At 60.7% G+C, this 21804-nt stretch carries 14 protein-coding genes; 11 read left to right on the top strand and 3 right to left on the bottom strand.

Going from position 1 to position 21804, the window contains the following annotated elements; translation table 11 throughout:
* Positions 1-2: 2 nt before the first annotated feature.
* A complete protein-coding gene (locus tag ACO07N_RS04475; protein WP_421979867.1) occupies positions 3-1976 on the bottom strand; it encodes a C1 family peptidase in 1974 nt (657 codons plus the stop codon).
* Positions 1977-2236: 260 nt separating this feature from the next.
* Between ACO07N_RS04475 and ACO07N_RS04470 the strand changes: the two genes are divergently transcribed.
* The 11 genes from ACO07N_RS04470 to ACO07N_RS04420 all read left to right on the top strand — a co-directional run bounded on the left by ACO07N_RS04470 (position 2237) and on the right by ACO07N_RS04420 (position 16903).
* Positions 2237-4045, top strand: a complete 1809-nt coding sequence (locus ACO07N_RS04470) for a caspase family protein (protein WP_421979866.1) — start codon at positions 2237-2239, stop codon at positions 4043-4045.
* Between the two features lie 403 nt (positions 4046-4448).
* On the top strand, positions 4449-6434 hold the full coding sequence (locus ACO07N_RS04465) for an AMP-dependent synthetase/ligase (RefSeq protein WP_421979865.1): 1986 nt from the start codon (positions 4449-4451) through the stop codon (positions 6432-6434).
* Positions 6431-7258, top strand: a complete 828-nt coding sequence (locus ACO07N_RS04460; RefSeq protein ID WP_421979864.1) for an ABC transporter ATP-binding protein — start codon at positions 6431-6433, stop codon at positions 7256-7258. Before ACO07N_RS04465 ends, ACO07N_RS04460 begins: the two co-directional genes overlap by 4 nt.
* A gap of 14 nt (positions 7259-7272) precedes the next feature.
* Positions 7273-8226, top strand: a complete 954-nt coding sequence (locus ACO07N_RS04455; RefSeq protein ID WP_421979863.1) for a branched-chain amino acid ABC transporter permease — start codon at positions 7273-7275, stop codon at positions 8224-8226.
* A gap of 3 nt (positions 8227-8229) precedes the next feature.
* A complete protein-coding gene (locus tag ACO07N_RS04450) occupies positions 8230-9306 on the top strand; it encodes a branched-chain amino acid ABC transporter permease (protein ID WP_421979862.1) in 1077 nt (358 codons plus the stop codon).
* A 106-nt stretch (positions 9307-9412) separates the two neighbouring features.
* Entirely contained in the window at positions 9413-10747 is a 1335-nt protein-coding gene (locus ACO07N_RS04445; RefSeq protein ID WP_421979861.1) for an ABC transporter substrate-binding protein, read from the top strand.
* Positions 10748-10805: 58 nt separating this feature from the next.
* Positions 10806-11660 (top strand): ABC transporter ATP-binding protein, encoded by an 855-nt coding sequence (locus ACO07N_RS04440; RefSeq protein WP_421979860.1) that lies wholly within the window; start codon positions 10806-10808, stop codon positions 11658-11660.
* Positions 11661-11699: 39 nt separating this feature from the next.
* Positions 11700-12938, top strand: coding sequence for a phenylacetate--CoA ligase family protein (locus ACO07N_RS04435; RefSeq protein WP_421979859.1), 1239 nt, complete (start codon positions 11700-11702; stop codon positions 12936-12938).
* Between the two features lie 1212 nt (positions 12939-14150).
* Positions 14151-15242 carry a ferrochelatase gene (gene hemH / locus ACO07N_RS04430; protein WP_421979858.1) on the top strand — a complete coding sequence of 364 codons (1092 nt, stop codon included), beginning with the start codon at positions 14151-14153 and terminating at the stop codon, positions 15240-15242.
* 228 nt (positions 15243-15470) lie between these two features.
* Positions 15471-16451: an SPFH domain-containing protein gene (locus ACO07N_RS04425; RefSeq protein WP_421984379.1), complete on the top strand. Its 981-nt coding sequence runs from the start codon at positions 15471-15473 to the stop codon at positions 16449-16451.
* Positions 16448-16903 carry an NfeD family protein gene (locus ACO07N_RS04420; protein ID WP_421979857.1) on the top strand — a complete coding sequence of 152 codons (456 nt, stop codon included), beginning with the start codon at positions 16448-16450 and terminating at the stop codon, positions 16901-16903. Before ACO07N_RS04425 ends, ACO07N_RS04420 begins: the two co-directional genes overlap by 4 nt.
* 260 nt (positions 16904-17163) lie before the next feature.
* Here the strand turns inward: ACO07N_RS04420 and ACO07N_RS04415 are convergent, their stop codons facing one another.
* Both ACO07N_RS04415 and ACO07N_RS04410 read right to left on the bottom strand, forming a co-directional pair.
* Positions 17164-18354: a TIGR03032 family protein gene (locus tag ACO07N_RS04415; protein WP_421979856.1), complete on the bottom strand. Its 1191-nt coding sequence runs from the start codon at positions 18352-18354 to the stop codon at positions 17164-17166.
* A 482-nt stretch (positions 18355-18836) separates the two neighbouring features.
* The gene (locus ACO07N_RS04410) at positions 18837-21383 is read right to left on the bottom strand and encodes an autotransporter domain-containing protein (RefSeq protein ID WP_421979855.1); all 2547 of its coding nucleotides are present in this window, start codon (positions 21381-21383) and stop codon (positions 18837-18839) included.
* Between the last annotated feature and the right edge of the window lie 421 nt (positions 21384-21804).

Here is a 21804-nt window from a genome sequence, read left to right as displayed (position 1 = left end):
CCTCAGTAGCCGGTCATGTCCTCCGGCTGGAACCCTTTCGCGGGTGACGGTTTTACGCCGAGAATGTTCTTCAGGATGTTGTTCATCGTTGCCCGGTCGTTGTCGAAGCCACCGTGGGTCTTGCTGTCCGTGATCGTGTCGCCGCGTCCTGCATAATGGAGCTTGTGGGCCGGTTTCAGGGAGAGGTCCTTGCTGAAGTTCTCCATTCCCAGAAGCGGCATCTTGCGCGTGTCTTCAAAGGCATTGGAGACGAGGTAGAGAAGCGACTTCCTGTAAGGGCCGACCGAATCGTCGCGTTCGCGCTGATCGATCAGATTGTACTGCACCAATTGCGCGACATCAGATGCGGCGTTCTTGCCGCCAATGCGCGGGTGATAGAACCTGTTGAAGAAGTCGATTGTGCAGGCGGGTGCCATCAGTGAGCAGGACTGAACCGGTTCGGAGAGCGGGTTGACGGCGTTGAGCCGATCGAGCAGGTGGCCCAGAAAAATCCCGCCGGCACTGTGACCGATCAGATGGATCTTGAGCGGCTTTTGACGCTTGGCATTGCCCTTGAGCAGGATCTTGAGGGCCTTGGTGCCGCCGCCCGATGAGAGGAAAGACTGGCCGGCATCGCGTTTCATGTCGCGCCAGATGGCCCGTCCAGGAAGCCGTGCCGTCGTTTCCAGAACCCGGTCGAAAAAGTCCGAAACGCTGCCGACCCGTGCCGCCGCCTTTGCGTTCGATGCGAAAATGATGTCACCGAGCGTTTCGAAAAATCCCGTTTCCCACATGAAGTGGATCGGGTAGATGCCGTTGCGCTTGAACACCTCTTTCATTTTTCTGACGCGGTTCGCTGAAGCGTTCTGATCGTTGAGGCCGCCATGGGCATAAAAGAGCAGGTGCCTGTAGTCGCGCCCGGCCGTCGCGTTTTCGTCCGCCAGAAAGTTTGCCGTTTCCTGGAGACTGGCTACAGGCGTCGGATACTTGCCGGTTTCGACGAGATTGCCGTCATCGAGATGGATGATGTGTCCGACGATTTCCTCGTGGCGAGGTGCGCGCGTGGCGGGGGAGCCCAGCAGGCTTCGGCTGGCGTCTTCCTGTGACCGGACCGTGAGATCGAACGAGTCCGGGGTTGGCACATTGAGCCGCAGGACCCAGGCGTCCATGATGTTTGCCGACCAGTCCTCGTATCGCCAGCGGGCGATCCCGGGCTGTCCGTCGAAGCCGCCCCATTCTTCCCCCCAGGAGTTCTGGATCAGGAACCCCTTGTCGTCATAGCCGACGATGATGAAGGCGTGGCCGCCCTCCGTCACGTTCGAGGGCGCAATGTCTCCCCGGCGCGGGCGTTGCCAGCCGCGATGCACCATGGCGGAAGCATAGATGACACCGGCCTCGTTCAGCGCCGCATGGTAATCGATGATCTGCGGGCGCAGGCGGAAATAGGCCCCGAGGCCGAGCTTTCTGGCATCTTCGGCCTGATCTTTATTCAGATACCAGTTTCGCTCTCCCTCGACATAGGGTGCCAGATCCTCGCTGCAGACGCCGTTGTTGAAGAACCCTTTCAACGCCGCTCTTATGCTCGAACCCTCATAGTCCTCGCCGGGCCACTCGTCGTTCAGTTTCGCCATCTCGTAGAGCATGCGCGCGCTGGCAAGGGGCGCTTCCATCGAACCCGAGAGGCGCCGGTGACGTTGCCGATTGAGAAGCGTGATCGCGCTGGAAAGCGCAAAGCCGGTGCAGGAGCCTTCGCCTCCCTGGTCGCGGATGGGGCTGAGGTCCGGACCGGGCGGGCTCATCGAGAGTTCCAGGCCAAGGAGGGCGGGCTCGTAGTAGCGGTCGCGCAGGTCGGTCGCATCGCGCGGAACGTTCAAGATACGCCGGCCGAGAGAGGGACCGGCTACCGGCTGTGAGGCCTTGGCCGCCGGGGCCTTCTTTTTCGCCGCCTGAGATTTCGTTTTCCTGGCTTGTTTCGCTTTGGCTGGACGTTTGGCCATGGCGTCTCCCCCTCGCAAATCGTTCCGGTTGTATCGTGGTTGTATATTGCGTTTTTGTACGCAAACCGAGTATAAGCGCGATCAGTGGAGGGTGCAATTACCCTACGTAAGCTACTTGCGAAGTCATGTCCTGAGAGATGTATTTGCTAGACGATGCCGCTGAGAAACTCGAACCACTTGAGTGGATCTGTTGATTTCGCTTGCCCCTGCGTTCTAGTCTTTCCTGCCGGGGTCAAGATCAACAGGTGGGGAGCATGTTCATGAGACGGATCGTTTGCGCGCTTGCAATCGTCGTTCTGACGTCCTTCGGCAGTCCCGCTCTGGCAAAACGAGTCGCGCTGGTTGTCGGTAACAGTGCGTACGAGCATGCTCCAGTCCTGGCCAATCCCGTGAATGATGCGACTGCGGTTGCAACAGTGTTGAGGCGGCTCGATTTCGAGGTGATTGAAGGCATAGACCTGCAACGTCTGGACTTCGAGGCGAAGATCAGACAGTTCGCACGCGCGATCCGCGGGGCCGACATCGCCCTGTTCTATTTTGCCGGCCACGGATTGCAGGTTGCCGGGAAGAATTATCTCGCTCCGATCGAGACCAGATTGCTGGATGAAGCGGATCTCGAGTTCGAGGCGATCGGATTGCAGGTCATCCTCGCTCAGATGAACCGGGAGCCGCGCACGAACCTGGTCATCCTCGATGCCTGCCGCAACAACCCGCTGCTCCGCAACCTTGCGGCGACGATGGGCACACGCTCGGCAAGCGTCGGGCAAGGGCTTGCCGCGGTCGAGACAGGCATCGGCACCCTGATCGCCTATTCGACCCAGCCCGGAAATGTCGCCTTGGACGGCAAGGGAGAAAACAGCCCGTTCACCGGGGCGCTGGTCCGGCATCTGGAGACACCCGGCGAAGATATCGGCGTCGTCATGCGCCGCGTCCGGCAGGATGTCATTCAGGAAACGGACGGACGGCAGGTGCCATGGGACAATTCCTCCCTGATCGGATCGGTCATCCTGAAAGCGCCCGAACAGGTCGCGGAACCGGAGAAACCCGTTCAGCAGGCAGCGCTGACACCGAATTCACTACAAGACGAGCTGGCTCTTTACGGCGCGGCGGACAAGCTGAACACACCGAGGGCCTGGGCGCTGTACTTCCAATCCTATCCCGAGGGATCGCTGGCAAAGAGTGCCGTGACCCTGGAAGAAGAAGCCTTGCAGTCTGAGGTCAGATATCGCGTTTTCGGGCGATACCGCACACCTCTTGAAGGGACCGAGATCAACGGTGACATGCGCCGTGCGGCGCTGGACATGATCCGCTTGCCGAGGGACAGGATCAAGGCGGTCCAGACGGCGCTCGCGACACGCGGCAATGACGTCGGCGCCGTGGACGGTCAGCCCGGCACCAGAACGATCAACGCCCTGCGTACATTCCAGCGCTACAACGGCCTTGCCGACACCGGTTATCTCGGGCGCGCGACCGTCTCCGCCCTCGGCGTCCTTGACGCAAATCTGGACTACGTGGAAGTGTTCGCGACGTCCGCCGCGACCGCGCGTCTCATCGACGACGCCCAAACGCGGCTCCTGGAAACCGACCCCAGGCTGCACAAGCTGATCAGCGCCGTGCCCGGTCGCGAGATGATCTACGGGTATTTCCAGGACAGGCTCTACGCGGCCATCTACATGGGATCAACCTTCGGAAGACCGGATATCGAGCAACTGCTCGACCGGTTCGACGGAAAACTCGTGGAAATCAACTCCGCCGAAGAACACGCCTTCGTCGTCGACATGGTGCGGTTCGACCGCAAACTCTGGACCCGCGGCAGCCGCGGGCTTTTCAACGATTACGGCCCGACGATAGGACTGGAGACAGTGGACGGGCGGCCCCGATGGCAGTCCGGCGCGCCGCTGGCCTTCCAGAACTGGGCGAGCGGTCAACCCGCCCGGCGCAGCGGCCGGCAACAGTTCGGAATGCTGGTTCCCGCCGGGCGCATAGCGGAGAACGCACGGGTTGTGGATCGCGCGGCATGGGCGCTTGCACAGAATGCGACCCATACGATCATTGTCGAGATCGAGTAGCGCACCACCGCGATTTTCCTTCCTGCCCGCGCCGCCGGCCGGCCCTCGTTCCCATCTACCGGTCAGGTGCCGCACCAGTATTCAAGTGTCGGCCTGCCTGGCCTTCGCAGTCGCAGCGCAAATGCAACAATTGGAAATAATTGGATCATATTGCTGCAAATCAGCCGGTCTAGCGTCCCGATGGCAGACAACGGGACACGATGCCGGGTCGTCTTCGACAAATTACCGGTTGAAGGTTGGGACGGCAGGCTGTTTCATATCCGTTGAAACAACGACCCCGGAACCGGGGCACCTTCCAGACCGGCGGTCGCGGCACCGCTGCTGCCGGTTGAACAAGAACGGATCACCGAAGGACGTGTGCACACAGGTCCGGCGACAGCGGTCCAAGGGGAAGAAACGAATAATGGCAGGGTCGAGCGGCACGTCGCCGAGCGGGGAAGACACCTTTCCGAAAATCCTCTTGCGCAATGCGAGGACGTTTGGAAGCCGGACGGCATTCCGGGAAAAGGACTACGGGATCTGGCAGAGCTGGACCTGGTCCGAGGTGTGCGAGGAAATCCGCGCTTTTTCAATCGGACTGAAATCTCTCGGACTGGAAAAGGGCGACAAGATCGCCATCGTGGGCGCCAACCGCCCGAGGCTGTACTGGTCCATGGTTGCGGCGCAGGCGCTCGGGGCCGTTCCGGTGCCGGTCTACTCCGACTCCGTTGCCGAGGAAATGGCCTATGTCCTAGGCCATGCCGAAGTGAAATTCGCGGTCGTCGAGGACCAGGAGCAGGTCGACAAGCTGCTGTCGATGTCGGACGAAGTGCCCACCCTCAAGGACGTGATCTATGACGAGATCCGGGGCCTGCGCGACTACGACCACACGCACTTGCACTCCTATGAATCCGTTCAGGACAAAGGCCGCTCGCTGCAGGCGAAGAACGGGGCGCTTGCAGGTGAATGGGAACAGGGATTTTCCGGGGGCAAGGGATCGGATATCGCGGTGATGCTCTACACTTCCGGCACGACCGGGCGTCCCAAGGGTGTCATGCTTTCCTTCGACAATCTGGCGATTTCGGCCCGGAACGCGAATGTGTTCGATCACCTCGACGAAACCGAGGAAGTGCTTGCCTACCTGCCGATGGCGTGGATCGGCGATCACGTGTTTTCGCTGGCCCAGGCCTTCACGGCCGCCTACTGCGTCAACTGCCCGGAAGGAATGGACACGATCGATGTCGACCGCCGGGAGATCGCGCCGACCTATTTCTTCGCGCCACCGCGGGTGTTTGAAACCCTGCTGACGCAGATCATGGTGCGCATGGAAGATGCCGGCAAAACCAAGCGTGCCATGTTCACCTACTTCATGGACGTCGCGCGCAACGTCGGTGAAAAGATCCTCAACGGCGAAACCGTGGGTTTCAAGGACCGCCTGCTTTACCGGCTCGGCGAGTTTTTCGTCTACGGGCCGCTGAAGAACCGGATGGGACTGACAAGGATGAAGGTCGGTTACACGGCCGGTGAAGCCATCGGACCCGAGATCTTCCAGTTCTACCGCTCGCTCGGCCTCAACCTGAAACAGCTGTACGGACAGACGGAAGCCAGCGTCTACATCACGCTGCAGCCGGATGGAGAGATCTTCGGCGACACGGTCGGCAAACCTGCTCCCGACGTCGAACTCAAGATCGCCGACAACGGCGAGGTCATGTACCGGTCTCCGGGCGTCTTTGTCGGTTACTTCAAGAATGACGAGGCAACGGAAAAGACCAAGACGCCGGACGGCTGGGTGCATACGGGCGATGCCGGCATTATCGCCGAAAACGGCCACCTGAAGATCATCGACCGGGCCAAGGATGTCGGCAAGCTCAACGACGGTGCGCTGTTTGCGCCGAAATACATCGAGAACAAGCTGAAGTTCTTTCCCAACATCAAGGAAGCCGTCGCCTTCGGGCACGAACGCGACATGGTCGCCGTGTTCCTCAACATCGACCTGACCGCCGTCGGGTCGTGGGCGGAGCGCAACAACGTCAACTACGCCTCCTACCAGGAACTCGCGGCCCATCCGGACGTCTACGCGATGGTCGAAAGCCATGTCGATCAGGTCAACCGGGATCTGTCGCGCGAACCGATGATGGCAGGTGCCCAGATCAAGCGGTTCCTGATCCTGCACAAGGAACTGGATGCCGATGACGGGGAGCTGACCCGGACCCAGAAAGTTCGGCGGAGCTTCATCGCCGAGCGCTACGCACCGCTGATCGAGGCGCTCTACGACGGTTCGACCTCCAAGCACATCCGTACGGAAGTCACCTTCGAGGATGGCCGCAAGGGCGCGATCGAAGCAACGGTCGAGATTCGCGATATGGAAACCCATGATCCTGGCAAGGGCTATCAGGAGGCCGCCGAATGAACGCCTTTGCAACAGACGTGACAACGGCCCCGGCCGGCGCTGCCGATACCGCGCCGCGCGAGGAGTTGCTGCGGGTCGACAACGTGTCGCTGGCCTTTGGTGGCGTGAAGGCCATCACGGATATTTCCTTTGATATCCTGAAGGGCGAGATCCGGGCAATCATCGGTCCGAACGGTGCCGGCAAGACCTCGATGCTCAATGTCATCAACGGGTTTTACCACCCGCAGGAAGGCACGATCACCTGGCAGGGCAAGGAGCGGCGCAAGATGAAGCCGTACGAGGCCGCCAGCCAGGGGATCGCACGCACGTTCCAGAACGTTGCGCTCTTCAAGGGCATGACCACGCTCGACAACATCATGTCCGGGCGCTCGCTGAAGATGCACCGCAATTTCTTCTGGCAGCTGATCTGGCGCGGACCGGCGGAGCGCGAGGAAATCGAGCATCGCCGGAAAGTCGAGGACATCATCGACTTTCTGGAAATCCAGGCGATCCGCAAGACGCCCGTCGGGCGCCTGCCCTACGGCCTTCAGAAGCGGGTCGAACTCGGGCGCGCCCTTGCCATGGAACCGGACCTGCTCCTTCTGGACGAGCCGATGGCCGGCATGAACCTGGAAGAGAAAGAGGACATGAGCCGCTTCATCCTCGACGTGAACCAGGAATTCGGCACCACGATCGCGCTGATCGAACATGACATGGGCGTGGTCATGGACCTGTCCGACCGGGTGGTCGTGCTCGACTACGGCAAGAAGATCGCCGATGGCCCGCCCGAAGAGGTGCAGGCCGACCAAAACGTCATCGACGCCTATCTCGGCGTGAGTCACTAGGGGAGAGTGAAACGATGCTCTACGACATTTTCATCGATCCCTTCGTGCAGATGTACGACATGCCGGATTTCTTCCTCCAGGTTCTCTGGGAAGGGTTCGTTGCAGGGATCCTCTATGCGCTGATTGCGCTCGGGTTCGTGCTGATCTTCAAGGCATCGGGCGTCTTCAACTTCGCCCAGGGCATCATGGTGGTGTTCGCCGGCCTGACGCTGGTCGGCCTCAACGAAAACGGCGTTCCCGCCTATCTGGCCCTCGCCCTGACCATCGGTGCCATGGGCATCCTGGCCTATGGTGTGGAACGGGTGGTGATGCGGCCGCTGGTCAACCAGCCCGACATCATCCTGCTCATGGCGACCATCGGCCTGACCTATTTCCTGATCGGGTTCGGAGAATTCGTCTTTGGCGGTGAGCCGAAGCAGATGATCACCGAGGAACTCGGATTGCCGACCGGCTCGACCGCGATCGAGTTCGGAGAGCGCGGTCTGATCATCCTGCAGCATATCGATATCGCCGCGGCGGTGATCGCGGTGCTGATGGTGGCGGCGCTCGGCATCTTCTTCAACAAGACGCGGATCGGCCGGGCTCTCAGGGCTGTTGCCGATGATCACCAAGCGGCACTTTCGGTCGGCATCTCGCTCAACCAGATCTGGGCCATCGTCTGGTTCGCGGCAGGCCTCGTTGCGCTTGCGACCGGGATCATGTGGGGCGCGCGCTCGGACGTCTCGTTCGCGCTCGAAATCGTGGCCTTCAAGGCTTTGCCGGTGCTGATCCTCGGCGGCTTCACCTCCATTCCCGGAGCCATCGTGGGCGGTCTGATCATCGGGTTCGGCGAGAAGATCGGCGAGCTCTACTGGGGCGGTCTTGTCGGCGGCGGGATCGAGTCCTGGCTTGCCTATATCATTGCCCTCGTTTTCCTCCTGTTCCGGCCGCAGGGCCTCTTCGGCGAACGCATCATCGAGCGGGTATAAAGAATGTTCTATCGCGAAGCTGGCCAATTCAAGACAAGCTACAAGGCGGATCAGGCGCTCATGCCGATCCTGCAGGACCGGGTCGGTCTCATGTTTATCCTGGCTATTGCCTTCGTGGTGATACCGGCCTTTGCCAATGACTTTTTCCTGACGTCGATCATGATCCCGTTCCTGGTGTTTTCGCTGGCGGCGATCGGTCTGAACGTGCTGACGGGTTTTTGCGGGCAGCTGTCCCTGGGCACAGGTGCCTTCATGGGCGTGGGTGCCTACGCGGCCTACAAGCTCACCACGATTTTCCCGGACGCCAACGTCATCCTGATGGTGCTCCTATCGGGCGTGTTCTCGGCAGCGATCGGGGCGGTGTTCGGATTGCCGAGCCTGCGCATCAAGGGGCTCTATCTCGCGGTGACGACCCTTGCCGCCCAGTTCTTCCTCGAGTGGTGCTTCATCCGCATCCCGTGGCTCTATAATGACAACGCGTCCGGTGCGATCGAGATCCCGCATCGCGAGGCATTCGGTGTCGTGGTGTCCGGTGCGGAGGCGACCCCGATTGTGCGCTATTTCATCGTACTCGGCATCACCGCGCTGATCGCCTTCCTGATGGCGAACGTGCTGCGCGGACGCATCGGGCGCTCCTGGATGATGATCCGCGACATGGACATCGCCGCCGAGCTGATGGGCATCCGTCCGCTGCAGACCAAGCTCATGGCATTTGCCGTCTCGTCCTATATCTGCGGCGTCGCCGGCGCCATGATGGTGTTCTTCTGGCTGAATGCGGCAGAGCCGTCGTCCTATTCGATCGCGCTGTCCTTCCAGATCCTGTTCATGGTGATCCTGGGTGGTCTCGGCAGCCTGAGCGGATCGTTCATGGGCGCGGCCTTCATCTGGATCCTGCCGGTGTTCCTGAAGTTCATTCCGGGTACCATCGGGATCAACCTGGCTGCCGAAACGGTCGAACATGTCACGTTCATGATCGTCGGCGCCCTCATCATCTTCTTCCTGATCGTCGAGCCGCACGGGTTTGCGCGGCTCTGGCAGATCGCGAAGCAGAAGCTCAGGGTCTGGCCCTTCCCCTACTAGGAGGCCAGTCATTTTGAACGTCATCCGGATTTGGACCGGTCCGGAGAGGAATGGCGCAACAGGTCTGGCGGTGCCGGATGGTCCGGAACCGCATGGGAGGAGAAACATGAAACGCATCAAGCAAATTGCGCTGGGAACCGCTGTTGCGCTCGGGGTCGGATTTTCCGGCCTTGCCACAACCACGGTCGCTCAGGCTGAAGACAGCAATTATGTGCCGCTGCTGACCTACCGCACCGGTCCGTTTGCCGCTTCCGGCATTCACATTGCCAACGGCATGCATGACTACCTGAAAATGCTGAACGAGCGCGACGGCGGTATAGGCGGCGTCAAGCTGGAGCTCGAGGAATGCGAGACCGGCTACAACGCCCAGAAGGGCGTCGAGTGCTACGAGGCAACGAAGGGCAAGGGTGCTCTGGTCTACAATCCGTATTCCACCGGCATCACGCTGCAGCTGATCCCGAAAGCGGGCGTTGACAAGATCCCGGTCCTGTCGATGGGCTACGGCCTGTCCGCGGCGGCTGTCGGTTCCACGTTCCCGTGGGTCTTCAACGTGCCGGATACCTACTGGGATGGCGCGTCCGTCGTCATCAAGTATATCGGTGAGCAGGAAGGCGGTCTCGACAACCTCAAGGGCAAGAAGATCGGTTACATCTTCCTGGATGCCGGCTATGGCCGTGAGCCGATCCCGCTGCTGGAGCAGCTTGCCGAGAAATACGGCTTCGAGCTGCTGCAGTACCCGGTCGGTGTCAAGGAAATGCAGAACCAGTCGTCGCAGTGGCTGAACGTGCGCCGGGACCGTCCCGACTACATGGTCATGTGGGGCTGGGGCGCGATGAACCCGACCGCCATCAAGGAAGCCGTCAAGATCCGTTTCCCGATGGACAAGTTCATCGGCGTCTGGTGGTCCGCGGGCGATGACGATGCCGCAGCGGGCGGTGAAGGCGCCAAGGGCTACAAGGCCATGAACTTCTCCGGCGTCGGCAGCGACTTCCCTGCTCTCGATGACATCAAGAAACACGTCATCGATGCCGGGCTCAGCTCAACGGACGCAAGTTCGATCGGCGGCACGCTCTATAACCGCGGCGTCCTGAACTCGGTCATCATCGCCGAGGGCATCCGCACCGCACAGGAACTGACCGGCAAGAAGGTCATCACCGGTGCAGACATGCGGATGGGGCTGGAAGCGCTCAATCTCGACGAAGCGCGTCTGAAGGAACTCGGCCTTGCCGGTTTCGCGCATCCGATGAAAGTCACCTGTGACGACCACGCAGGAAGCCATCCCGTCTTCATCCAGGAGTGGGACGGACAGCAATGGCGTCAGGCATCCGGCTGGATCGAGCCGATGACCGACATCGTGCGTCCGCTTCTCGAGGCAGCTGCTGCCGAGTACGCGGAAAAGAACGCGCCGTGGCCGGAGCGCACCGAACCCTGCCCGAACTGACCAGGCAGTCCGTTCCGCCGCGCACCCTGCGCGGCGGAGCATCCCAGGAGAGAGTTGAATGGCATTGCTGGATGTAGAAAAGAACGGTTCGGACGGTGCGGCGGACACTGCGGACACGATCCTTTCGGTCAACAATATCGAGGTCATCTACGACCACGTGATCCTTGTTCTGAAAGGTGTGTCGCTGACGGTGCCGAAGGGTGGCATCGTGGCGCTGCTGGGCGCGAACGGCGCAGGCAAGACAACGACCCTCAAGGCGATTTCCAATCTCCTGAGCGCCGAACGCGGCGAAGTCACGAAAGGCTCGATCCTGTTCGACCAGGACGAGGTCCAGGCTCTGTCGCCGAACGAGCTTGTCCGGCGCGGCTGCATCCAGGTCATGGAAGGACGGCACTGTTTCGGCCACCTGTCCATCGAGGAGAACCTTCTGACCGGTGCCTATACGCGCAAGGACGGGCATGCGGCGGTCAAGGCCGACCTGGAGATGGTTTACAATTATTTTCCGCGGCTGAGAGAACGCCGCCAGAGCCAGGCGGGCTACACGTCCGGCGGCGAGCAGCAGATGTGCGCGATCGGGCGCGCCCTGATGAGCCGGCCGAAGATGATCCTGCTGGATGAACCCAGCATGGGCCTTGCGCCGCAGCTGGTGGAAGAGATTTTCGAGATCGTCCGCCAGCTCAACGAAAAGGAAGGCGTGTCCTTCCTGCTGGCGGAACAGAACACCAATGTCGCGCTGAAATACGCGACCTACGGATACATCCTGGAATCCGGCCGCATCGTGCTGGACGGCGATGCAAAGGCGCTGCGCGAAAACGAGGATGTGAAGGAATTCTATCTGGGCGTCGGCGGTGAAGGACGCCGCTCGTTCCGGAATGTCAAACATTACAAGCGAAGGAAGCGCTGGCTGGCCTGACGGGCATGTGACCCGGATGCCATAGACGCGGAGACGACCATGAGCGACCAACAGTTTGATGCGCGCGAGCGGCAGGACCCCGCTTTGCGCGAACGGGATCTCTTTGTCAGATTGCCGGAACTCATGGCACATGCCATGCGCCGGGCACCCGGCTGGGCCTCGCATCTGGAAGGGTGCGATCTTGCGGGCATCGTCGACCGCGTGTCCCTGGCCGCCCTGCCGATCCTGCGCAAGTCGGACCTGATGGAACGGCAGAAAGCCGATCCTCCTTTCGGCGGATTTCTGGCGGGCGAGCTTTCCGAAGCCGCGCGTGTCTTCATGTCTCCCGGACCCATCTGGGAGCCGCAGGCACCGGGTCTTGATCCGTGGAACGGCGCACGCAGCCTGTTCGCTGCCGGATTCCGCAAGGGCGACACGGTTCTGAATGCGTTCTCCTATCATCTGACCCCGGGCGGGTTCATTCTCGACCACGGCGCGATTGCGCTCGGCTGTACCGTGTTTCCCGCCGGGGTCGGCAACACGGACACGCAGGTCGAGGCCATCGAGGTTCTGAGGCCTTCTGGTTTCGTGGGCACGCCTGACTATCTGAAGGTGTTGCTCCACCGGGGGCGGGAACAGGGCCGTGATGTTTCCTCCATCAAAAAGGCGCTTGTCTCCGGCGGCGCCCTGTTTCCGTCCCTGAGGCAGGACTACGAGGATCAGGGCATTCAGGTTGCCCAGTGCTACGCAACAGCCGATCTCGGCGTCATCGCCTACGAGACCGAAGCCCGAACCGGCATGGTCGTCAACGAGGACTTCATTGTCGAGATCGTGCGGCCGGGAACCGGCGAACCGGTGGACGACGGCGAAGTCGGCGAGCTGGTCGTGACCAATTTCAACACGCTCTATCCGTTGATCCGGTTCGGAACGGGCGATCTTTCCAAGGTCATCCCGGGCCGGTCGTCCTGCGGACGCACCAACATGCAGCTTGCGGGCTGGATGGGCCGCGCGGACCAGCGCACTAAGGTCAAGGGCATGTTCGTCGATCCCGCGCAGATCGCCCAGATCGTCGCGGCGCATCCGGAAGTCAGCAAGGCCCGGCTTGCCGTCAGTCGTGCGGGCGAAAGCGACGCGATGACGCTCTCAGTGGAAACGGATATCAGCGCGGATGGGTTGACGGACCGGGTCGCCATGACGCTCAAGGAGGTCACCCGCCTCAAGGGAGACGTTGAAATCGTTCCGCCGGGGGCCCTGCCCAACGACGGCAAGGTGATCGCCGATGAACGCGAATACGGGTGAGGGAACCGGTCGCCCGGTTTCGGCAATGTGAAGCGGGACACGCCCGATCGTCACCCGGGAAAAGCGCAGCGTAGACCCGGGCCCACTCGTTTCCAGTGCGGTACGGCAATGGTGAAGTGGCGGTCGGAACCCGTCTTTTGCGCAAGCGCTGATCAGAGTGGGCCCCGGGTCGCACGGTGTTCGCCCGGGGTGACGATGGAGGGAATCGATGTTTTGTCCCTTCGTCATTGCCAGACCTGATCTGGCAATCCATGCCGCTTCGTTTCGAAAACAGTGAAGCCCTTCAGGAAGAAACGGAACGGCATGGATGCCATGGTCAAACCATGGCATGACCCGGGAGAGGAAGGTTTGCCCGGGGTTCAATCTGTCGGATGATATCCCGGAAAGACGGCATACCCCGCGGTATCGTCATCCCGGCCAAGCGTAGCGCGAGCCGGGATCGGGGAGGCAGAGGACACGAGGTTCTTTCCCCGTTCCTTCCGGCACGCCGTGGCTCCCCGGCCCCGGGTCTCACTTCGTTCGCCCGGGGTGACGAAGGAGGGGATCGGTGTTTTATCCCTTCGTCATTGCCAGACTTGATCTGGCAATCCATGCCGTTCCGTTTCGAAAACAGTGAAGCCCTTCAGGAAGAAACGGAACGGTATGGATGCCTTGGTCAAGCAATGGCATGACCCGGAAGAGGGAGGGTTGCCAGGGGGTCGGTCTGTCACGTGTTTTCCCGGAAAGACGGCATACCCCGCGGTATCGTCATCCCGGCCAAGCGTAGCGCGAGCCGGGATCGGCGAGGAAGAGGACCCGAGGTGCTTGCTCCGCCTCTCCCCAAACGCCGGGGCTCCCCGGCCCCGGGTCTCACGGTGTTCGCCCGGGGTGACGATGGAGGGAATCGATGTTTTATCCCTTCGTCATTGCCAGACCTGATCTGGCAATCCATGCCGCTCCGTTTCGAAAACAGTGAAGCCTTTCGGGACGCAACGCGGCGGCATGGATGCCAGGGTCGAGCCTTGGCATGACCCGGACTGTGTGAAACTCATGTGGCAGCCGGTATTTCGGGCTATAAGGTCAAACACCTTTGGCCGTTCGCCGGTTCAAGATGCTGTTTCCATGTGATCCGGCGCCTTTGTCCAGCGTAAGCGCTATGCCGCATTGGCCTTGACCGCAGGTTGGCCTATGTATGGCATGAGAGGATTTTCCGCTGAGGGACACGCCGAGCCGATGAACGTTCAACCAACCGCACCGCTGAGCGCTGACAAGGTGGCCGACAAGGCTGCCGAATACCGCAAACTGCATCTGCCCGGGGATCACCCGCCCGTCAAGAGTGGCAAGGTCGGTGTGCTCCTGGTCAATCTCGGCACCCCCGACGCGACCGACTACTGGCCGATGCGGCGATATCTGCGCGAATTTTTGTCCGACAAACGCGTGATCGAATGGCCGCGGGCGATCTGGTATCCGATCCTCTACGGCATTGTCCTGATGACCCGACCGGGCAAGTCCGGCAAGGCCTATGACGAAATCTGGAACCACGAGAAAGATGAATCTCCGCTCAGGACCATCACGCGCAGCCAGTCCGACAAGCTGGCTGAGGTGATGTCGGGTGAGGGCGACCGGCTGAAGGTGGACTGGGCGATGCGTTACGGACAGCCCTCTATTCCCGACAAGCTGAAGGCGCTCAAGGAGGAGGGCTGCGACCGGATCCTGGTGTTTCCGCTCTACCCGCAATATTCGGCAACGACGACGGCGACGGTGAATGATGTCGTCTGCAAGACGCTGCTGGAGATGCGCTGGCAACCCGCGATCCGGACCGTACCGCCCTATCACGATGATCCGGTCTACGTGACCGCGTTGGCAACCTCCGTAAAGGAGCATCTTGCCACGCTCGATTTCGAACCAGACGTCGTGCTGACGTCCTACCACGGTATTCCGCAATCCTATTTCAAGCGCGGTGATCCGTATCATTGCCACTGCATGAAGACGACGCGGCTGATGCGCGATGTGCTCGGCTGGGACGAGCAGAAGCTGCGCGTGACATTCCAGTCCCGGTTCGGACCCGAAGAATGGCTGCAGCCCTATACGGACAAGACCGTTGAACAGCTCGCCAAGGACGGCGTCTCCAAGGTCGCCGTCATGAACCCGGGCTTCGTTGCCGACTGCCTTGAGACGCTGGAGGAAATCGCCGGGGAAGCCGGAGAAATCTTCGAGGAAGCCGGCGGTGAGCATTTCACCCACATTCCCTGTCTCAACGACACGGGACTGGGCATGGACGTGATCGAGCATATCGTCAGGCGCGAACTCGGCGGCTGGCTCTGAGGCGATCCGCCGCCGCCCGGCAGGAACCACATCGAACCTATTCACGCGAACGCGGCCGGCCGACCGGCCGAGCTTTTCCGTTTTGCGCCCCAACTCGCGAAAAAAGGGGTGGGAAGCGCGGTGTTCCTGCCGCTTTGTACCCTGAATTGCGCTGGAACGACTCACGCAAAAAGAGCATAGTGGCCGCGGAAATCCAGACGTCTACAGGAGAAATTCATGCCAATCGATATCGATGGAGCCAGTATTGTCCTGATCGCTCTCGTGGTTCTCGTCATCCTGGTGTTTTTCGCAGGGGTCAAGACCGTTCCGCAGGGCTACAACTACACGATCGAACGGTTCGGCAAATACCGCAAGACGCTGTCGCCGGGTCTGAACTTCATCATTCCGTTCATCGATACGGTCGGCCAGAAGCTCAACATGATGGAGCAGGTTCTCGATGTGCCGTCCCAGGAGGTGATTACGCGCGACAACGCGACCGTGACCGCCGACGGCGTGACCTTCTATCAGGTGCTGGATGCGGCGCGTGCCGCCTATGAGGTCCTCGGGCTGCAGAATGCGATCCTGAACCTGACGATGACGAATATCCGCTCGGTCATGGGATCAATGGACCTGGACAGCCTTCTTTCCAACCGCGATGAAATCAACGCGAAGGTCCTGCGCGTCGTCGACGCAGCGGCCGAACCCTGGGGCGTCAAGATCACGCGTATCGAGATCAAGGACATCAACCCGCCGCGGGACCTGGTCGATGCCATGGCACGCCAGATGAAGGCGGAACGCGACAAGCGCGCGTCCATCCTGGAAGCGGAAGGCAAGCGGCAGTCGGAAATCCTGCAGGCGGAAGGCGAAAAGCAATCGCTGATCCTCGAGGCTGAAGGCCGGCGTGAATCCGCGTTCCGGGATGCGGAGGCCCGCGAGAGGGAAGCAGAGGCCGAGGCCAAGGCAACGCAGATGGTCAGTGCCGCCATCGCTTCGGGCGATGTCCAGGCGATCAACTATTTCGTCGCCAACAAGTATGTCGAGGCGTTCCAGGCCCTGGCGACTTCCCGCAACCAGAAAACGCTGATCCTGCCGATGGAAGCGACCTCGTTGCTCGGCTCCCTGAGCGGGATCGGCGAGATTGCCAAGGAGGCCTTCGGCGACAAGGCGCAGGAAGACCGCACATCGTCCCGCATTCCGAATACGGGCCGTCCGGAGGGAGGTTCCTCGTGACGCTCATCGAAAACACGATCAGTGCGCTCGGGCCCTGGACGTGGTTCGTCCTCGGCCTGCTTCTGCTCGGTCTGGAGATCGTCGCACCGGGTAGCATCTTCCTCTGGTTCGGGCTGTCCGCCCTCGCCGTCGGCGTTGTTGCGCTGATCTTCGATCCGAGCTGGCAGGTGCTTGTCAGCATTTTCCTGATCCTGTCGATCGTCAGCCTCCTGATCGGTCGGCGGATGATGCGCAGGCTCGCGTCCGAGGCCGGCGATCCCGGCCTCAATCAGCGCGGCAGCCGCTATATCGGGCGGGAATTCACGCTGCAGAAACCGCTCAGCGAGGGCGCGGGAAACCTGTCCATCGACGACACGATCTGGCGCATCACCGGCCCGGACCTGCCGGCGGGAACAAAGGTTCGCGTGGAGTCCATCGACGGTGCCAGGCTGGTGGTTACGCAAGTCGAGTAAGAGCCACACTGACGGCAAAGTGTTTGCCGCCCATCCTTCGAGACGCACGCAAGCGTGCTCCTCAGGATGAGGATCGTTTTGTGACGCATGGGACTGTGAATTGATCGCCGCCCCGGCCCTGAGCCGGGGCCTCCTGCAAGGCGCTGCTCCGGTCCCGGATCAGGTCCAGGACGCCGCGGATACGCGGTCCCGATCCTGAGGGGCGGCGCAGGCGCGGAGGCGGCCGGACAGGTGCGGCGTTTTTGCTGGCACCGGGTCGATCACCGGTCTGCCGGGACCGGCCTTTTGAACTCGGCGAATTCCTCGCCGAAGCGGATCGTTCTTCTGATGTCGTCTCCTACAAATCCGAGCGCCATCGGGCACCGGGTGTTCTGCAGCACAGCGACATCGAAGAGCTCGCGGATGCCGCCCGACAGGCGAATCCATTCGACGACGCCACCAGACTTCAGATCGACGATCTGAATACCGCACCAGGGGTCTGCATCCTTTTCCTTCAGGGCCGTGTCGAGTTCCAATCCGGAAAACGACCGGTCGCGGGGAAGGGAAAGTCCAACGATGGCGTGGCCGTTCCGGAAGGCGAGCCCGCGCAGGAAGCCGGGGCAGAAAGCAACCGGTTCGAATGTCCCGGAGCTCTGGTCGACCCGGCACAGGTTGCCGCGGCCGGAATCGAGGACGTAAAGCCGGTTGTCGTAAAGCCGCGGCGAATGCGGCATGGAGAGGTTCTCGGTCAGCACGGTGTCGTCTGAAACGTCCATGATCATACCACCCTCCGCGCGCCGGTCCCGCCATCCGTTGAGGACGTCGGAACGGCAGACAGCGGTCACATATCTCGGCTGGCCTGCCTCCATGGCAAGGCCGTTCAGGTGACAGCGGTCCTCGGCCACCAGTTTTGAGATAAAGGGCGGTTTCCAGAGCGGGCGGAAGGAATAGACAGGGTCGGGAACCGCAAGGCAGGAATAGGACGTGTTCACGAAGACGATCCTGCCATCTTCATCGACTCCGACATCGTGCGCGTCCACGTCCCCGGTGACGAATGACTGCCTCGGAATGTAGCACTTGTCGTGATCTGCGTTGGCGACCTCGCCCGGATGCAACATGTTTTCAAAACGCCAGAGCTGAAAAAGCGAACTCAGGTAGAGGCTCTGAGCTGCCGGATCTGTCCAAAGACCCATGGCGCGTTGGAAGTTGCGCTGATGAAACGACAGCGAGCCGTTCGGCATGACGCCGACAAAAAAAACCTGGCCGGTCTGGTAGGATGTGAAGACGATGGAACAGTTGTTCCTGAGCAGCCAGTTCGAGAGACCCGATGAACAGGAGATGTCCAGCTTTTCCTGTTGCGTTTCCGTTGGCGCCGGACTTTCGGCGCCTGCATCTGCAGATGACGCTGCTTCATTCGTGCCAGCCGGTTGTGGTCTGGCTTCGATCAAGGTGCCTTTCTGGACTTCGGTCAAAGTTCATCTCCCACGTTAAATTGTACCGCCCCGCAATCCTCATCAAAATCTTATCGCAAACCGCGCCATGCGATCCCGAGCGCCGCCCCGGCCCTGAGCCGGGGCCTTCTTCCAGCCGTGCTCAGGTCCCGGATCAGGTCCGGGGCGGCGCAGGTTGCGGGGCCATTCGCACAAACAGACGGAATTGACCCAACAACCGTCGCCCCGGTTTCCCTCTCCCGCCGGGGAGAGGGCAGGGTGAGGGGGCAAACGTCTGAGGCGTGCTGATAGCTCTGATCCCTCACCCGGCCTTGCAGGCCGACCTCTCCCACAGGGAGAGGTTATCGACCTTGCGGCTGGTCGAGTGCACGACGCAATACCGCGTTCCAAGAAGAAGGACGAGGCAATCCCGAGCGCCGCCCCGGCCCTGAGCCGGGGCCTTCTGCCAGCCATGTTCAGGTCCCGGATCAGGTCCGGGACGGCGCGGGCTGCGATACTCCCCATCAAAACCTGATCGCAAACCGGGCCATGCCCTCCAGTGCGTCAACGTCATCGGAAAGGTATCCCTGACCGTCGAGTGTGAAGCTGGCCTGCGGGCCGAGGTTCAGGTCAAGTCCGGCGCCGAGATAGGCAGCCGAGCGATCCGTTTCGCCGAGACCGATGGAATTGGTGATGCCAAGCAGCGTCACCGGCACATCATCATCGCCGGTGGAACTGCGCAGCAGATAACCCGCCCGGCCCGTGAGGGTCACGAGCTGGAAGCTTCTGGAAATCGCGAGTTCAAAATCGCCTTCCGCGACGCCGAACGTATGGCTGTCGACTATGGCATTGGCGGCAGCGCCGGTTTCGGTATAGCTGCCCGTCTGCTGCAGGGCATAGCGCCCGCGTATGGACGGGGTCAGCACGATGCCGGTCTGCCCGAGTGCAATATCGGCAGAGAGCGCGGCTTCCGGGGTCACGAACCAGCTGTGATAGGAGGCGTCGGCGGTGCTCTCTCCAAGCGTGAGACCGCCGGTGAGGGCGGTGTTGTCGTTGACGAAGCGGCTGCTGTCACTGGTCTGCCAGCCGCCGGCAAGGCCGAGCCCGAGGATCAGCCGTCCGAAGCGCCGGTCGCCATGGACACCGGCAAAGACGCCGTTGCTGGTAATGTCCTGAGACTCCGCCCAGGTGCTCTGCGCGGTGATGGAGCCGTTCATGTAGCCGAGCATAAGACCAAGGTGCATGTCCGGCGACTGGTGCCAGGCATAGCCGAGGGCCGCGCCGATCTGATCGATGCTGTGATCGAGGGTCGTCTCATCGCCGTCATAATTGGCCTCGCCGCCGAAGCCGGTGAGCCAGAAGGACCCGGCCTTGAGGCCGTAAGCTGCGTCCGGCCCGGAATTGGTGGCCAGCAGCACATCGAAGCTGTCGTAACCTTGCGTCCCGTCATCGCCATAGGCGAGCGCAGAAGACGCGCCCGCAGACCCGCCGCGCCCCGCCTGCCTGAGGCTGTAGCGCCCGAGGCGGCCGAGCATATTGGCGGTGTTGGCCATCTGGTTGAAACTGGCGGTGAGGCCCGTCGGGTCGAAGGTGGCGAACTGGCCGGTGGTACTGTCATAGAACCAGGGGACAGGACCCGAGACATTGGCCTCACCGCCCGCAACATTCGTCGTCGGCAGCTGCCAGAGAACCGAATGCGAGGCGCCGGTGGTGATGTTCAGCGTCGTCTCGGAATCGAAGGTGATGGCACCGCCGAAAAAAGAGGGGGCGTTGAGATTGAGTGTGGTTCCGGCTGAACCGTTGCCAATATAGATCGCATGGCTCTTTTCGCTGATGATGACACCGCTGTTGGTGAATTCCGTACCGTGTGAGTAGTAACTGTAGAAACCGGGAGCATCATTTCCGGTTGTTCGGATGTCGCCGCTGTTGGTTATGCGCGCATCATAACCGTAGTAGTTCCAAATCCCGTACGCATCGTCCCCGCTCGTTCGGATGTCTCCGCTATTGGTAATCACAACAAGCTGGTTTCTACTGTTGTATATCCCATGGGCGTTGCGTCCTGTCGTTCGGATCGTTCCGTTGTTGATGACCGTACCTTGCTTTGTGTTCACAATACCGGGTGAATTGAACCCGCCTGTATGGATATTGCCTTCATTTCTCGTCGTCGCATCATATCCAAAATTATATAACCCGGCTGAATAGCTTCCCTCTGTCCGAATATCGCCACTGTTCGTGATCTTGGCGTAATTTGCTGTGTTCGCAATTCCATCTGCGTAGGACTCGATTGTTCTGATGCTGCCGCTGTTGGTGATGGATGTGCCCTGGCCGCTATTGTAAACACCGGCAGCGCCTTCTCCCTGGGTAACTATGTCGCCGCTGTTGACAATAAGTGAAGCTTCGCCCGCATTGCTAATCCCGAACGTGTCCTCATAGATCGTTAGAACGCTCCCACTATTGAGGATCGTGGTACTGTTTCCGCTGTTGTAAATTCCGTCCGCGTATTGTCCCTCTGTTCTGATGTCGCCGCTGTTGGTGATTGTGGCATTGTTCGCTCCATAGTTATGGATGCCCACGGAAGCATAGCCATAGGTGCGGATAGTTCCGCTGTTCGTGATGTTGGAATTGTCACCAGTATTTAAGATACCGAACGCATTTTCATCATTTGTCGTGATACTGCCCTCGTTGGCGATTGTTGCAGTGTTGCCACCGAAATTGGAAATACCGGCTGCGTTCTCCCCCTCCGTCCAGATATCACCGCTGTTAGTGATTGTGCTATTGGCGCCTGTGTTCAAGATTCCGAACGCGTAGTTTCCGTTCGTGTCGATATTGCCATCGTTGGTGATCGTGTTTCTGTCACCGGTGCTTTGAACACCTGACTCAAAGTTATTTGCCGTGGCGATGCTGCCGTCCCCGGTGATGACAATCGTGTCATCTCCGTCCACGAATTGAGTGGTGGTTTCGGGGCTGTCGATAACAATTTCATCGGCGCGCGCGGGTGGTGTATTCAACGCAAGCACAAGCACGCCGGTGGAAACGGTGGTTAGCAGAAGCTGACGGGAAAAGCTCGACATTCCGGACGTCTCTCGAATCGGACGTCCCCCACACGAGGGTCATCATTAACGTGTCATTCCTTACGGGCAAATAAAAATCTACACGGGCGGGCACCTATTTCGCCGCCCCGGCCCTGAGCCGGGGCCTCCCGCCAGCCGTGTTCAGGTCCCGGATCAGGTCCGGGACGGCGCAGGTTGCGGAAAAGCCACGCGGCAAAGCGGGACCAATCACAAGGACGCAAGCGCACCCCATCGTCACCCCGGGCGAACGAAGTGAGACCCGTGGCCTCCTCTAACCACCGCTTGCGAAATCGACGGGTTACGGCTGCGCCTGCCGCTATCCGAACCGATCTGGAAACGAGTGGGTCCCGGCTCTGAGCTGCGCTTGGCCGGGATGACAAAAGAGGATGAGGCTGTGGATTTGAGTGGTTGATTTTAGGGC

This window comes from Roseibium sp. (assembly GCF_965229775.1).
GTDB lineage: Bacteria > Pseudomonadota > Alphaproteobacteria > Rhizobiales > Stappiaceae > Roseibium.
This window is presented reverse-complemented; position numbering and strand designations above follow the sequence as displayed.

What these genes read in the sequence shown, in the direction of transcription:
- ACO07N_RS04475 (WP_421979867.1), bottom strand. Translation starts at nt 1,976, where the DNA reads ATGGCCAAACGTCCAGCCAAAGCGAAACAAGCCAGGAAAACGAAATCT.
- ACO07N_RS04470 (WP_421979866.1), top strand. Translation starts at nt 2,237, where the DNA reads ATGAGACGGATCGTTTGCGCGCTTGCAATCGTCGTTCTGACGTCCTTC.
- ACO07N_RS04465 (WP_421979865.1), top strand. Translation starts at nt 4,449, where the DNA reads ATGGCAGGGTCGAGCGGCACGTCGCCGAGCGGGGAAGACACCTTTCCG.
- ACO07N_RS04460 (WP_421979864.1), top strand. Translation starts at nt 6,431, where the DNA reads ATGAACGCCTTTGCAACAGACGTGACAACGGCCCCGGCCGGCGCTGCC.
- ACO07N_RS04455 (WP_421979863.1), top strand. Translation starts at nt 7,273, where the DNA reads ATGCTCTACGACATTTTCATCGATCCCTTCGTGCAGATGTACGACATG.
- ACO07N_RS04450 (WP_421979862.1), top strand. Translation starts at nt 8,230, where the DNA reads ATGTTCTATCGCGAAGCTGGCCAATTCAAGACAAGCTACAAGGCGGAT.
- ACO07N_RS04445 (WP_421979861.1), top strand. Translation starts at nt 9,413, where the DNA reads ATGAAACGCATCAAGCAAATTGCGCTGGGAACCGCTGTTGCGCTCGGG.
- ACO07N_RS04440 (WP_421979860.1), top strand. Translation starts at nt 10,806, where the DNA reads ATGGCATTGCTGGATGTAGAAAAGAACGGTTCGGACGGTGCGGCGGAC.
- ACO07N_RS04435 (WP_421979859.1), top strand. Translation starts at nt 11,700, where the DNA reads ATGAGCGACCAACAGTTTGATGCGCGCGAGCGGCAGGACCCCGCTTTG.
- hemH (WP_421979858.1), top strand. Translation starts at nt 14,151, where the DNA reads ATGAACGTTCAACCAACCGCACCGCTGAGCGCTGACAAGGTGGCCGAC.
- ACO07N_RS04410 (WP_421979855.1), bottom strand. Translation starts at nt 21,383, where the DNA reads ATGTCGAGCTTTTCCCGTCAGCTTCTGCTAACCACCGTTTCCACCGGC.